11 protein-coding genes are annotated in these 13486 nt (G+C 70.0%); 6 read left to right on the top strand and 5 right to left on the bottom strand.

Annotation, left to right across the window (positions count from 1 at the left end):
* Window positions 1–54 precede the first annotated feature (54 nt).
* The 5 genes from J2X41_RS24870 to J2X41_RS24850 all read left to right on the top strand — a co-directional run bounded on the left by J2X41_RS24870 (window position 55) and on the right by J2X41_RS24850 (window position 6004).
* Window positions 55–645, top strand: a complete 591-nt coding sequence (locus J2X41_RS24870) for a GNAT family N-acetyltransferase (RefSeq protein ID WP_035073392.1) — start codon at window positions 55–57, stop codon at window positions 643–645.
* Window positions 646–805: 160 nt separating this feature from the next.
* Window positions 806–2101, top strand: coding sequence for a hypothetical protein (locus J2X41_RS24865; protein ID WP_310087217.1), 1296 nt, complete (start codon window positions 806–808; stop codon window positions 2099–2101).
* A 91-nt stretch (window positions 2102–2192) separates the two neighbouring features.
* Window positions 2193–3443 carry a hypothetical protein gene (locus tag J2X41_RS24860; protein WP_310087216.1) on the top strand — a complete coding sequence of 417 codons (1251 nt, stop codon included), beginning with the start codon at window positions 2193–2195 and terminating at the stop codon, window positions 3441–3443.
* Between the two features lie 152 nt (window positions 3444–3595).
* Window positions 3596–4384: a DUF4908 domain-containing protein gene (locus J2X41_RS24855; protein ID WP_310087212.1), complete on the top strand. Its 789-nt coding sequence runs from the start codon at window positions 3596–3598 to the stop codon at window positions 4382–4384.
* A gap of 99 nt (window positions 4385–4483) precedes the next feature.
* On the top strand, window positions 4484–6004 hold the full coding sequence (locus J2X41_RS24850; RefSeq protein WP_310087210.1) for an adenosine deaminase: 1521 nt from the start codon (window positions 4484–4486) through the stop codon (window positions 6002–6004).
* A 167-nt stretch (window positions 6005–6171) separates the two neighbouring features.
* Here the strand turns inward: J2X41_RS24850 and J2X41_RS24845 are convergent, their stop codons facing one another.
* From J2X41_RS24845 to mutL, 5 genes are all read right to left on the bottom strand, one after another.
* Complete coding sequence (locus J2X41_RS24845; RefSeq protein ID WP_310087207.1) at window positions 6172–6624, bottom strand: VOC family protein; 453 nt, start codon at window positions 6622–6624, stop codon at window positions 6172–6174.
* A gap of 76 nt (window positions 6625–6700) precedes the next feature.
* Window positions 6701–7285: a GTP cyclohydrolase I FolE gene (folE, locus tag J2X41_RS24840; protein ID WP_310087205.1), complete on the bottom strand. Its 585-nt coding sequence runs from the start codon at window positions 7283–7285 to the stop codon at window positions 6701–6703.
* Window positions 7286–8461: 1176 nt separating this feature from the next.
* Window positions 8462–9433, bottom strand: coding sequence for a hypothetical protein (locus J2X41_RS24835; protein WP_310087203.1), 972 nt, complete (start codon window positions 9431–9433; stop codon window positions 8462–8464).
* Window positions 9430–9912: a DUF6932 family protein gene (locus tag J2X41_RS24830; protein WP_310087200.1), complete on the bottom strand. Its 483-nt coding sequence runs from the start codon at window positions 9910–9912 to the stop codon at window positions 9430–9432. The genes J2X41_RS24835 and J2X41_RS24830 overlap by 4 nt, the downstream gene beginning before the upstream one ends.
* A gap of 130 nt (window positions 9913–10042) precedes the next feature.
* Complete coding sequence (gene mutL / locus J2X41_RS24825; RefSeq protein ID WP_310087198.1) at window positions 10043–12007, bottom strand: DNA mismatch repair endonuclease MutL; 1965 nt, start codon at window positions 12005–12007, stop codon at window positions 10043–10045.
* Window positions 12008–12306: 299 nt separating this feature from the next.
* Here mutL and J2X41_RS24820 point away from each other — a divergent pair, with 299 nt between their 5' ends.
* Entirely contained in the window at window positions 12307–13257 is a 951-nt protein-coding gene (locus J2X41_RS24820) for a TraB/GumN family protein (protein WP_310087196.1), read from the top strand.
* Window positions 13258–13486: the final 229 nt, after the last annotated feature.

The raw sequence follows: 13486 nt of genomic DNA, 5'->3' as shown, positions 1-13486 counted from the left end.
GGATCGCCGCGCCGACCTTGCGCGAGGCCCGGGGGCGAGGGCATCCTGCCGCCCATGAACATCCAGATTCGCCCCCTCGAAGGCCGCTATGTCCGGCTGGAACCGATCACGCCAGAGCTGCGCGCCGAGCTGAAGGGCGCGATCGACTGCGATCCCGAGAGCTGGGAGATCATGTCGACCAACGGCTGCGGCGAGGGCTTCGCCGACTGGTGGGGCGCGCTGAAGGGCGAGACCGAGCGCGGCGAACGGATCGGCTTCGCCATCCGCCGGCTGAAGGACGGCAAGGTGGTCGGCACGTCCAGCTACCTGAACATCCGCAAGCTGCATCGCGGGCTGGAGGTCGGCTCGACCTTCCTGCATCCCGACGCCCGATCGGGCCCGGTCAATCCGGAATCCAAGCTGCTGCTGCTCAAGCACGCCTTCGACTCCGGGGCGATCCGGGTGGAGTTCATGGTCGACGTGCGCAACGCCCGCAGCCAGGCGGCCGTCGAGAAGCTGGGCGCCGACAAGGACGGCGTGCTGCGCAACCACAAGATCACCTGGACCGGCCACGTGCGCGACACCGCCGTGTTCTCGATCACCGACGCCGACTGGCCGGGCGTCCGGCAGCGCCTGGACTTCCGGCTGCAGGAGACGTTCGCCTAGGTCCTGAGAACGATGAGCGCCGAGCAAAGGCCGCGCTCAATTGCCTCGATGTCGTGGGTAACGCTGATCTTTGAGGTAAAGATGGCGTTATCCATATCCCCGTAAAGTTTTCGCCAAGCTTTCGCGCGTAGTTTCCGGCTCCATGACGGCTATCGCGTGCTTGAGAATTCTGGTCGCCGGCCTCGCCGAGGCGGGTCGGGGCGCCCCGGCGGCCCAGGTGCAAGCCGCCGCGGACCTGTACCTGAAGCACCGCTGGAAGGCCCCGCGCCGCTACGGTGCCGTCGCGCCCCTGGCCTTCGTGCTGGCCGACAGCAAGGCCGACAGCCTGGATCCGGTCGAGATGCAGACCCTGGCGGTCGAACTGGAGGCCGGCCTGTTTCCGGGGCGCCCCAATTCCGAAAGGGGGGCCGGCCAGGTCTGCCTGCTGACCTTCGAGGGCGACGAGGCCGCCGTCCTGCGGTTCGCCAGCCTGTCCCAGGCGTCGCTAGCCAGCCTGATCGCCGGCCGCGGCTATGCTGGGCCGCCGGGCCACGTGCAGGTGATCACCGCCGACGAAATCCGCGCCGTGCCCAGCGCGGCCAGCGAAGCGGTCATCGACGAGACGCTGCAGGCGGCCTTGCGGCTCACGACGCCGGCCCAGGACGCTCCCGTCGCCGGCGGCTCGGGAGCGACCGCTCGTCCGGCCCCTTCCACCTTCGCCACCAAGCCGGCCGCCAGAGCCGCGCCCGAAAAGCCCAAGGCGCCGCCCCCGCCCGCCACCGGCTGGTGGGGCCTGTACCATCCGCCGTCGGAGTCGTTCGTCGGCGCGGTGATCGGCCTGCGGGCGGACCTGTCGGCCCCGCGTCCCACCGAGGACGCCGCCTTGCTGACTCGCGACCTGACCAGCCTGAACGACGCCCAGGCCGCGTTCGCCCATCCGTCCTTCCAGAAGGGAGCCGGCGACACGGGCATGCTGTTCGTGCCGTTCAGCTTCTGGAACCTGACCAACCCGGCCTCGCAGGAGGCCTACAAGCGCCGGCTGTCGCGCTATCCGCTGGACATGCAGACCCGCCTGGGCGCGAGCGTCTACGACACCCCGCGCGAGCCCTCGCTGGGCCTGCTGGGCCAGATCCGCGCGTTCCTGCAGCCGCATTTCGCGTTCATCGACCTGAATATCACCGAGCCGAACTTCCCGGTCGGCACGCTGCCGGGCGACCTGGCCACCAGCATCACCCTGTCGCTGCCCGAGGACGACCTGCGAGCCCGGGTCGAGGCGATCGGCCAGTTCGCCGCGGCCCAGGGCGCCTACCGCGCCAAGGGGGTTCGGCAGGGCGTCGCCGGCCTGCGCGACCCGAGGGAGCTGGAAGCCTGCCGCGCAGCCGGCCTGCGCTTCGTCTCCGGCCCGGCCATCAGCGAGCTGATGGCCAGCCCGATCGGCGCCGCGCCCGCCCAGGGGCTGCCGCTGAAGGTGGCTTGAAGCTCAACCTTGGCGGACCGCGACAGTGGGTCGCGGGCAAATTTTCACGCATGAGTCGATTCTGCTAACCTTCCACGCGTAGTGTGGCGGCATGACTGCGATCGCGTGCTTGAAGGTCTTCGTGGGCGACGAACTGCGGTTCGCCGACAACGACACCATGGCCAGCCTGGTGGGCAAGGTGGCGGGCGCCTACCTTGAGAGCACCTGGCTGTGGCCGCGCCGCTATGGCCTGGTCGCGCCGTTCTCGTTCGTGCTGGCCGACCCGCGCGCCACCACGCTGGACGCCCGCGAGCTGCAGGCGCTGGCCCGCGACCTGCAATTCAAGCTGTTCGGCGACAAGGGCGACGGCGACATCGCCCTGCTGATGTTCGAGGGCGACCAGACCGACGTCATGCGCTTCGCCGGCATCCACGGCGCCCAGCTGAAGGCCCTGCTGGAAGGCGAGGGCGACAGCCCGTTCGCCGGGCGCGTCTGCCGGATCACCCCGACCGAGGTGACCTCGGTCGTGCCCAAGGGCGGCCCCGTCTGCGGCGCGCCGACCATGGAGGAACTGGCGGCCCTGGCCGCCGCGGACGACGCCGCGCCCGCCGGTCCGCCGGCCCGGGTCGGCTATCGTGGCGTCTATCATGGCCCGCGCCAGACCTTCATCGGCAGCGTCGCCGTCTGGCGCGAGGCCCAGACGCCGTCCGCCTTCGGCCTGACCCCGCCGCCCCTCGAGGTCAGCCGGCCCGAGGACGACATCGCCACCCTGGGCGGGGCGGCCGAGGCCCTGGCCGCCGTGCCGGTCGGCGTGATGTTCTTCCCGCTCAGCTTCTCGACCCTGGTCAAGCCGCGGGCGCGGGCCGAACTGCTGCCGCACCTGGAAGCCCTGCCGAAAGGGTCGCGGCCGCGCCTGGCGGTCGGCGTCTACGATACGCCGCGCGCCCCGTCGTTCTCGGCCCTGTCGCAGATCAAGCGGTTCCTGGACCCCTTCTTCGGGCGGCTGGACCTGCGCGTCACCGACCCGGCGTTCCAGATCGACGAACTGCCGGTCGACCTGGCCGGCAGCGTCACCCTGGTTCTGCCGCCGGGCGACGAGCCGATCCGGCTGGCGACGGTCACCCGCTTCATGCGCGAGGCCCCGGCCTATCGCCGCAAACAGGTCTGGCAGGGCGTCGCCGACATCCGCACCCGCCGCGAGCTGAACCACTGCATCGACCTGGGCCTGCCGTTCATGACCGGCGAGGCGGTGACCGACCTGCTGGAGCAGCCGGTCGGCGCCACGCCGCTGCCGTGGCTGAACCTGCCGCTGCACGACTGGTCGGTGGCCCCCGAGGCCGGGCCGGTGTCGTCCGTGGCCTGACCCCCGTCACGACCGGCGACCGGGCGTGGTCATTCTTTCGCCGCGATAGCCGTCAAGCTTCCCGCCTCGAGGTTGGCGGGCGATCTCGTGACGCTCCGGGCTTTCGGGGCGGTGGTCGGCGGCGGCGCCGTGGGGCCCGACGGGATCACCTGTTGCACAGCCCTTCCATCACCTCCAGGCGACCGACTCGCCGCCGGACAGGGTGGGTCCTGGCCTCGATGATGCTGCTGGCGGCCGCACCGCCGGCCGAGGACGCCAGGGCCGACACCCTGAAGGAACGCCTGGAGGCCCGGGTCGGCCTGCGGGCCCGGCCCGTCTTCGCGCCCAGCGGGCGTTTCCGCACCGAGGATGGCGACGTCTTCGTCCTGGACCGCACGGGCCCCAGGGCCCTGCTGAAGTTCCAGAACCGCGACGAGGTCTGGGCGCTGGAGGGCCATCCCGCGCCGCGGGGCGACACGGTGTTCAGGAACGACCTCGGCGAGACCGTGCTGCGGGCCAGCAAGCTGGGCGGCCTGACCCTGTTCACGCGCCGGGCGCCGAACGGCCAGGCCGTGATGCTGGTCGGGCCCGGCGATCCGCTGTCGACCCGCCGCCCCCTGTCGCCCATGGCCCTGCTCCGCGCCCTGGTCGTGTCGGGCCACCGCGCCACCCGGGCCGCCCAGCATCCGCTGGCCGTCACCTCGGTGGACGAAATCACGGCCGAGACGGCGGCGCCGATCGCCGACGCGGCCGTCGTCGTCGCCGAGGCCTTCGAGGACCTCGACCGTTCAGGGCGGCGGGACTTGCTGGCCCGCTGGCGGCGGGTGGTCCTGGCCCTGGGCGACAAGGCCGAGGCCAAGGCCGACGGCGACGTCCTGGTGATCGTGCTGAACCCGAAGACGGGACCCGCCGGCCGGCCGTCGTCGGCCAGGATCGCCCGCGCCCTGAAGCGGGGTCGCTGAACGGCGCGGTCCTTCCATGCGAAGAGCCTCGTTTGGGGGCTGGATTTGCCGGGCGACGCAACTCACCTTGGGCTGGCGGGAAGCAGGGGCGGGCGAGAGATGAGCGGCGTGAAACGACTGGCGGGCGCGGCCCTGGGCGCCCTGCTGCTGGCGGGCCCGGCCCTGGCCGGGCCGACGGCCTCCTTGTCGCCGGAGGCCCGCACGGCCGCCCGCTTCGAGGCCGCCGCCAGGAACCGCGCCCAGCTGCGGCTGTTCCTGCGGGCCATGCCCAAGGGCGGCGACCTGCACAACCACCTGGTGGGCGCGGCCTATGCCGAGGACTTCCTGGCCTGGGCCGACGCCGACGGCCTGTGCGTGACCACCGGCCCGCTGCCGGCCATCGCCGCCGGTCCTTGCGACGCGCCGGGCAAGGTCCCGGCCAAGGACCTGGGCAAGACCAATCCGGCGCTGTACGGCCGGGCGGTCAATGCGTTGTCGATGCGCAATTACCATCCCGGCGCCGACGCGGCCGCCCCGTCCGGCCACGACCAGTTCTTCTCGACCTTCGACCGGTTCGAAACCGTGACCGGCGGCAACCTGCCGGGCCTGCTGGTCGCGGTCCGCGACCAGGCGGCCGGCGATAACGTCGGCTATGTCGAGACATCGGTGAACCCGTCGGCCATGTTCGACCTGGTGGCGCCAGCGCGGAACGCCCCCTGGGACGGCGACATGGGCAAGGCCCTGGCCGCCCTGCAGCCCGGCATCCCGGCCATGACCGCCAAGGCCCGCCAGCAGTTCGACGCCGCCGAAGCCGAGGCCGACCGCCGCCAGGGCTGCCTGGCCCAGAAGCCGCGCACCGGCCCCTGCGCCGTGGCGCTGGGCTACCAGGCCTTCGCCGTGCGCATCCTACCGCCCAATGTGGTCTTCGCCCAACTGACGGCGGCCTTCGCCCTGGCCCAGGCCGACCCGCGCTTCGTCGGGGTCAACATCGTCGCGCCGGAGGACGATCCGACCGCCCTGGCCGACTACGCCCTGCACATGCGCATGCTGCAGTTCCTGCACGCCCGCTATCCGGACGTGAAGCTGTCGCTGCACGCCGGCGAGCTGACCCAGGGGCTGGTCGCCCCGCGCGAGCTGCGCTCGCACATCCGCCAGGCGGTCGAGGTCGCCGGGGCCCGGCGCATCGGCCACGGGGTCGACATCGCCTACGAGGACGACGCCCCGGCCCTGCTGGCCCGGATGGCCCGCGACAAGGTCGCCGTCGAGGTCAACCTGACCAGCAACGACGTCATCCTGGGCGTCAAGGGCGGCGACCACCCGCTGGCCCTCTACCGCCAGGCCGGCGTGCCGTTCGTGCTGTCCACCGACGACGAGGGCGTCTCGCGCATCGATCTGACCAACGAGTACCTGCGGGCCGTCACCGAACAGGGCCTGGGCTACGCCGACCTGAAGGCCGCGGCCCGGGCCAGCCTGGAATACGCCTTCCTGCCCGGCCCCAGCCTGTGGGCCGCCCCGCGCACGCCGGTCGCCGCCTGCGCCCGCCCCGGCCCGGCCTGCGACGCCTTCCTGGCCGGCAGCCGCAAGGCCGCGGCGCAGTGGCGGCTGGAGCGGGAGTTCGAGCGGTTCGAGGCGGGGCGGTAGGCGATCGCCACCCCATCCCACGGTTGTCATCCCGGAAGCCCCGCAGGGGCTGTCCGGGACCCAGGGGACTGGGCTGATGCCTTGCGGTTCACCTGGGTCCCGGACAAGCGCTGCGCGCTTTCCGGGATGACAACGGGGAGGGCGCCCACAGGACGATGAACATGGCGCTACGCCTTCGCCCCGCCCTTCGCGCCGTCGTCCGCCCCGTCATCCCACGTGATCACCACGCTGGCGGCCGAGCGGTCGGCCGGGCCGTGATAGACCGCCTCGATGTTGTTGCCGTCCGGGTCGTAGGCGAAGGCGGCGTAGTAGCCGGGGTGGTAGTCACGCAGGCCCGGCCCGCCGTTGTCGCGCCCGCCATTGGCCAGGGCGGCGGCGTGGAAGCGCTGGACGGTCGCCTCGTCGGCGGCCTGGAAGGCCAGGTGCACGTGGCTGGCCGGCTCGCCGACGTCGATCCACAGCTCGTCGGCGTAGAAATGGTCGCCGGCCCCGGGGATCTCGTCCTCGACGATCGGCACGCCCACCGCCTCGAGCACGGCCTTGTAGAACCGCTTCATGGCCGGCAGGTCGCGGGTGCGCAGGTGGACGTGGTCGATCAGGCGGCCGCGATGGAGTTGCATGGGACGGGCTCCGAAAGAACTTTGTTCCGGCATCAACGTGGCCGCCTCCGGCCCAGTTTCCGGCGCCGGCGGGTCTTCAGAAGCCCATCAGCGACAGCACCTCGCGCCGCGAGCGCTGGTCGTCGCGGAACACGCCCATCATCCGGCTGGTCTTCATCGTCACGCCCGGCGTGCGCACGCCGCGGCCGCTCATGCAGGCGTGGCTGGCCTCGAGGATCACGGCCACGCCCAGGGGCTGGAGGTTGTCCCACAGGCAGTCGGCGATCTGGGCGGTCAGGCGCTCCTGCACCTGCAGCCGCCGGGCGAAGCCGTGCAGCACCCGCGCCAGCTTGGAGATGCCCACCACCCGGTCGCGCGGCAGGTAGGCGATGTGCGCCTTGCCGATGATCGGGGCCATGTGGTGCTCGCAGTGCGACTGGAACGGCACGTCCTTCAGCAGCACGATGTCGTCATAGCCGCCGACCTCCTCGAACACCCGCGACAGGTGCAGGGCGGGATCCTCGCCATAGCCTTCGCAATACTCCTTCCAGGCCCGCGCCACCCGCGAGGGGGTGTCGACCAGCCCCTCGCGCGACGGATCCTCGCCGGTCCAGCGGATCAGGGTGCGGATGGCGTCCTGGACGTCGTCGGGGACGGGCGGCGAGGCGGCGGGCGGGCTCATGGGGCGTCTCCGGGCGGGATGGTGCTTTAGGGAAAGGCGCGTGGCGACGAGTTGTTTCCCTCGGGGCCGGGCACTTGCCCCCTACGGACCGCTTCGCGGTCGTCTTCCCCCAGAGGGGGAAGAGCGCTCAGTGCGAAGGCTCCGCCCCCTATGGGGGCGGACAGACCGCGAAGCGGTCAGGTGGGGGCAAGTGTTCGCGGGCACGGCGCTTCGATCTCACGCGGAAACCCGCTGAGGGCTGGGGAGGCGGCGGAGCGTCCGGGCCATGCCCGGTGTAGGATTGTGGAGTGTACCGTTTCGGCCTGGGCCGGAGCGCTCCGCGCGGCCGGTGGACGAGAGCCTTCGGATCGCGGATTTTTAACCCGCTCCGATGGAGGCCCCCGGCGGGCGGAGGGGCGACGTACCCCGTCCGGACCGCGCGGGCGATTTCAGCCCGCGCCTGGTGCGTTTCGCCGTTCGGCCCCGAGGGGGTGTTCCCACCGTCCGGTCCGGACCGCCCGAGGCCCCATCCAGGGCCTCCACGCTCCGCCGACCGACCCGAAGGGCCCTCCGACGCCGGCCGGCGGACGCTCCCCGCTCGACCGCCCCCGCCACCCGCCAGGTCGCCAGCTGGACGGCCTCCCCGGTGGTGGGGCGAGAGTTAGTATGGGCGGGGTTGGAGGGGGTGAGGACCAAATCGGGTCGAGAAAATTCAGGGCGTTGAAATCGTTCAGCTTTAATCGCGACGCGCCGAGGACAGGCGCTCTTCGACCCCTCTCCCAGAGGGAGAGGGAGGGGCCCAAGCGAAGCTTGGGAGGGTGAGGGGTTGAAACGTCAGACGGCGCGCCGGCAGGGCGTCGGTGTGAAACCGGACAGGGTGAAACCTCTCACCCTCCCACCGCTTCGTGGCGGGCCCCTCCCTCTCTCAAAGAGAGAGGGTTCAAGAACGCGCCCCGCCCGACCTCCGCCCGCAGCGGCGAGGCCGCGCCTTGAAACCTTGGCTGCCAGCGTGCTCTGGGGACTGACCGAGTCAAGGACCGGCCTCCGGCCGGCCGCGTCGCGGCGGCGCGGCGCGCCGTCCTTGACTCGGTCAGTCCCCAGAGCTCCCATCCACCAAGGCTTTAAGGCGTGGCCACATCCGGCGGGGCGGATGGGATGAAAGAGCGTTGACCGCAGTCACAAAGCTGGGATGTCCCGCTAGGGTGCCGTCAACTCGCGCAGTGAGAAATATACTCGACTCTCTCCACTTCCCAGGTCCGCAACTTCGGTCTCGTCGATTGTCGCCATGCATTCTTCGCCGAAGGCGGCGCGGATCGAGGGTCCTAGACCGACGACAAACTTACCGTCGTAAATCGCGCCATCGTCTGACAGGAATTCAAACCGATTACGCAGCAGGCTCGCGCCGACCAAGCGACCCCTAGTCGTTATTTCTCCGGTACGGGTCTCCGAGATATTTCCAAGGTTTGCGATCACGCCTGCCGCATCGCCGCGGCGCAAGTGCCAGCTGTATTGCGTGCCTGCGAGATCCCGCCATTCGGTCTTCAGGTCGGCATCGGCATCCCTCAACGCGATAGCGATATGCCGCAGATGTCCGAATGATCGACGGCCGATTTCGCCCGACATCTGCATAAGTCGAGACTCATCATTGGTTGCGTTCAGCAATTGGAACATCGTCTCCAGTGCTGAAGTTGGAACACTGTTGCCCATGAGATCGTAGTCAGCCGGAACAGTCATATGCATGCCAAACGACGATGCAAATGTTGTTTGTAGGCGCAGTTGAGTCATATCTCTGATGGCGCCTGAGATTGGGCCACGAAGCGTTGGTCCGCGCGTAATTGCTTGACCAATGCTTGTGTATAATTTCTGAAGTCGAATTAGAAGTGTTCCCAACGTGCCTAGATCGGCCTCGTGATTAAACTTCGCGCCATCTAATATGACGGTGAGCTGCTCAGACGCTCTGTGTACGGTGACAACCGCAAGATCGCCCTTTAGTCGCTCTTGCATACTGGCTAGGCTCTTCCAGCCAAGCCTAAAGGCAAAGCTGTCTGGCTTCTCCCTAAGCGCGGCCAGCTGTTCCTGCATTGCTTGCTCGATGTCACTCAATCGCCGTCGCAGGCTTCGCGAGCGCGACTCTGCTTCGGCTGGATCGATGTCGACCCAAGCGTTCACGGCTTCACCTCTACAATTGTACGCAACATCCCTTTTGCCTGGTCGGTTCGGTCGAAACCAAACTCGCCCATCCAATACTTTCGCTGGGTCCTAAAAGCCCCATAATTGGGATGGTGTACAGGTAATCTGGGAACGAAATAAGCATCACATTGATGCGTTGCTTTTGTGAGCGGGCCTGAGACCAGGGCTACGAGCTTGTCCTGTTGCGCTTGGTCGAGCGCATCGACAGCATCAGCATCTATAAAGCAGACCATATCAATGTCGCCCGGATCATTCTTGGTCGAGGCGAAGCTGCCGTCAATGAACTGTTCGACCGTCAGTCCAAGCTCCAGTAGTTCTTGCCGGTGCTGCTTATAGCCATCAAAGATTTTCGCTCGAGTGCCCGACGTGGGAAATGCAACGACAAGGTTTTCATGAATGTCTGTCGGATCGCAGTCGTGAAGTCCGGGCTCTAGGTATCCGTTCGCGTTGAAATTCATCCTGTTCCCCCGCAGGTGCACGCAACTTGAAGCGCAGTTTCGAGAGTCTTGCAAACTTTAGGTGGGCAATGCGCCGATGGTCGCCCAGCGCGGCCTGCAACCAGCACCTTCCTTTCCGCGTCGCTACGCCCTACCGCCGTCCAAACAACCGCTCAATATCCGCCAGCTTCAGCTCCACATAGGTCGGCCGCCCGTGGTTGCACTGGCCCGAGTGCGGCGTCGCCTCCATCTCCCGCAGCAGGGCGTTCATCTCCACGGCATTGAGCCGCCGCCCCGCCCGGACGCTGCCGTGGCAGGCCATGGTGGAGCAGACCTCCTCCAGGCGCTCCTTCAGGGCCAGGGCCGCGCCGTTCTCGGCCAGGTCGTCGGCGATGTCGCGGACCAGGCCGGCGGCGTCGGTCTTGCCCAGCAGGGCGGGGGTCTCGCGGACCAGCACCGCGCCGGGGCCGAAGCTCTCGACGACCAGGCCCAGGGCCGCCAGCTCCTCGGACCGGGCGACGACGCGCTCGGCCTCGGCGGGGTCCAGCTCGACCACCTCGGGCAGCAGCAGGGCCTGGCGGGCGACCCCGCCGGCCGCCATCTCGCCCTTCATCCGCTCGTAGACCAGGCGCTCGTGGGCGGCGTGCTGGTCGACGATGACCACGCCGTCGCGGGTCTGGGCGACGATATAGGTCTCGTGCACCTGGGCCCGGGCCGCGCCCAGCGGGAAGTCGACCGGGTCGAACGCCGGGGCGGGGCCTTCGCCCAGGCCGCCGCCCGGATAGGCGACATTGGGCGGGGCGTCGTAGTCGCCGAACGCCGCCTCGCGCACCGCCTCGGCGACGCCGCCGCCACCCCCGCCGAAGGTCTCGGCGCGGGTGGCGTAGGCCTCCTCCGGCGCGGCCTCGTAGCGGGCCGAGACGTCCGACAGGCCCGGCAGCACCTGGGGCGCCGGCCGCGTCCAGCCGCCCGCCTGCCAGGCCGAGAAGCCGGCGGGGGAGGGGCCCGGCTGATAACCCGGATAAGCGCCCGGCGCGGCCATGCTCTGCGCCCGGATGGCGTCCAGGGCGCTGGCGGCCGTGGTGGTCGAGGCCCGGTGGCCGGCCGCCGCCAGGGCGTGGCGCAGGGCCCCGACGATCAGGCCGCGCACCAGGGCCGGGTCGCGGAACCGCACCTCGGCCTTGGCCGGGTGGACGTTGACGTCGACCTCGGCGGTGTCGAGGCTGATATAGAGGGCCGCCGTCGGGTGGCGGTCCCGGGCCAGAAAGTCGGCATAGGCCGCGCGCAGGGCGCCCTGCAGCAGCCGGTCGCGCACCGGCCGGCCGTTGACGAACAGGTACTGGTGGGCGGCGTTGCCGCGGTTGTAGGTGGGCAGGCCGGCGAAGCCCGTCAGGCGCACGCCGTCGCGGGTCTGGTCGATCTCGATGGCGTTGTCCTGGAAGTCGCGGCCCAGCACGGCCGACAGCCGGGCCAGGCGGCCTTGCGGGCCCGGATGCTCGGGCGGCAGGCGGATGATCCGGCGGCCGTCGATGTCCAGGGAAAAGCCGACGCCCTCGTTGGCCATGGCCTGGCGCTTGATCTCCTCGGTGATCGCCAGGGCCTCGGCGCGCTCGGACTTCATGAACTTCAGCCGGGCCGGGGTGGCGTAGAACAGGTCGCGGACTTCGATCCGCGCCCCGTGGTCGCCGGCGAAGGCGGCGGGGGCCACGTCGCCGACCGCGCCGCCCTCGACCAGGATCGAGAAGGCGTCCTTGCAGCCCTTGGCCCGCGAGCTGATCGACAGCCGGGCGACCGAGCCGATCGAGGGCAGGGCCTCGCCGCGAAAGCCCATGGTGTGGATGCGCAGCAGGTCCCACAGGCCGTCGGCGTCGGGGGCCAGCTTGGAGGTGGCGTGGCGCTCGATGGCCACCGGCAGCTCCTCGGCGGAGAGGCCGCAGCCGTCGTCGGCCACCAGGATGCGGGTCAGGCCGCCGCCGTGAGCCTCGACCTCGATCCGCGTGGCGCCGGCGTCGATGGCGTTGTCGACCAGTTCCTTGATGGCGCTGGCCGGCCGCTCGACCACCTCGCCGGCGGCGATGCGGTTGACGGTCTCGGGCGGCAGGCGGCGGATCGGCATGGCGGGCGGACTTTCGGGCGCGACTTTCGGGGTGGGGCCGCTCGGCGGGCCCGCATTGCGGGATGGTAATTTGACCGGCCCAGCTTGGGCCCTTCCAAGTGGGGAAGACCGATCATCCTAGATCGATTCCGCCCCGGGCTGGAGAAACACAGATAGTGACGCGCATCCCTTTCGCCCCTTTCATTGTCATCCCGGCCGCAGCGAAGCGGAGAGCCGGGACCGCCGGAAGCGCCGAGCTCAGGCGTCGGTCCCGGATCTTCGCGCTGCGCGCTGCGTCCGGGATGACAGCCCTGGGGCTGATGCTCTTCGGATCGGCGGCTTTCGCCCAGCAGGCGGTCGACGCCTCCGGACCGATCGACCTGCACAAGATCGACCCCGAGGCCAACCTGGTCGAGGAGCTGGTGGTCAACGCCCCGATGCCGGGACCGGCCTGGTGGAAGGTCAGCGACGCCGACACCACGGTCTATGTGCTGGGCGTGCCGGGCATGACGCCCAGCGACCTGACGTTCGACGACACGGTGCTGCGCCGCCGGCTGGACGGCGCCAACGTGCTGATCATGGGCCAGGAGGCCGAGGTCAGCGTCATCCGGATGGTCAGCCTGGCGCTCGGCGGCCGCAAGCTGTTCCTGATGGACCGGCCGATGCGCGAGACCCTGCCGCCGGACCTGCGCGCCCGGCTGGAGGCGCGGCTGAAGGCCTCCAAGAAGAAGCCCGACGAGATGGACGACATCAAGCCCGCCTTCGCCGGCTTCGTGATCGGCAACTCGCAGGAGGGCAACCTCTCGATCCACCTGGGCAGCCTCACCGACCAGATCAAGGCGCTGGCCAAGGACAAGGACCTGGCCAAGCGGCCGCGTATCCAGACCCTGGACGGCTACAGCCTGGTGGGGGCGATCAAGAGCCTGGCCACGGCCCCCCAGCCGCTGCAGGAGCTGTGCCTGGACGCGGGCCTGCGCCAGGCCGACAGCGGCGACGGCGGGGTCAAGGCCGTGGCCGACCGCTGGGCCAAGGGCCAGGTGCGGGCGCTGGTCTCGGCCGACCGCGGCTTCTCGCGCTGCCTGGCCTCGACCCCGTCGATCAGCCGCGAGCTGCGCGACGGCCAGAAGGACGCGGTCAGGGCGATCTCGTCAGCCCTGAAGACCCCCGGCAAGGCGGTGGCGGTGATCGAACTGCGCTCGCTGCTGGCCGAGGGCGGGGTGCTGGAACAGCTGAAGGCCAAGGGCTTTACGGTGGAGACGCCGGGGGGGTGATTTCGCTGGACGCCCCCTCCGTCACGATGCGTATTCGCATCGCGCCACCTCCCCCGCAGCGCGGGGGAGGAGACGGTCGGCGCTGTTGCTCCTCACCCGTGAAACGGGGGAGGTGGCGCGTCGCGAAGCGGCGTGACGGAGCGACTGTCTGGTCTGTCAAGCGGCGACCAGGGCGCGTCGAGCGTCGCGGGCCTTGGCGTTGAGGCGCACGAGCAGCTTTCGGGCCAAG

This window comes from Caulobacter sp. BE254, assembly GCF_031457295.1.
In the GTDB taxonomy this organism is placed as follows: domain Bacteria; phylum Pseudomonadota; class Alphaproteobacteria; order Caulobacterales; family Caulobacteraceae; genus Caulobacter.
The sequence above is the reverse complement of the archived record's forward strand: the minus strand, read 5'-3'. Positions and strand labels throughout refer to the sequence as shown.

Bases quoted from the DNA above. Each gene is read 5' to 3' on its own strand.
- mutL (WP_310087198.1), bottom strand. From the start codon at position 12,007: ATGCCGATCCGCCGCCTGCCGCCCGAGACCGTCAACCGCATCGCCGCC.
- J2X41_RS24830 (WP_310087200.1), bottom strand. From the start codon at position 9,912: ATGAATTTCAACGCGAACGGATACCTAGAGCCCGGACTTCACGACTGC.
- J2X41_RS24845 (WP_310087207.1), bottom strand. From the start codon at position 6,624: ATGCAACTCCATCGCGGCCGCCTGATCGACCACGTCCACCTGCGCACC.
- folE (WP_310087205.1), bottom strand. From the start codon at position 7,285: ATGAGCCCGCCCGCCGCCTCGCCGCCCGTCCCCGACGACGTCCAGGAC.
- J2X41_RS24820 (WP_310087196.1), top strand. From the start codon at position 12,307: ATGCTCTTCGGATCGGCGGCTTTCGCCCAGCAGGCGGTCGACGCCTCC.
- J2X41_RS24870 (WP_035073392.1), top strand. From the start codon at position 55: ATGAACATCCAGATTCGCCCCCTCGAAGGCCGCTATGTCCGGCTGGAA.
- J2X41_RS24860 (WP_310087216.1), top strand. From the start codon at position 2,193: ATGACTGCGATCGCGTGCTTGAAGGTCTTCGTGGGCGACGAACTGCGG.
- J2X41_RS24850 (WP_310087210.1), top strand. From the start codon at position 4,484: ATGAGCGGCGTGAAACGACTGGCGGGCGCGGCCCTGGGCGCCCTGCTG.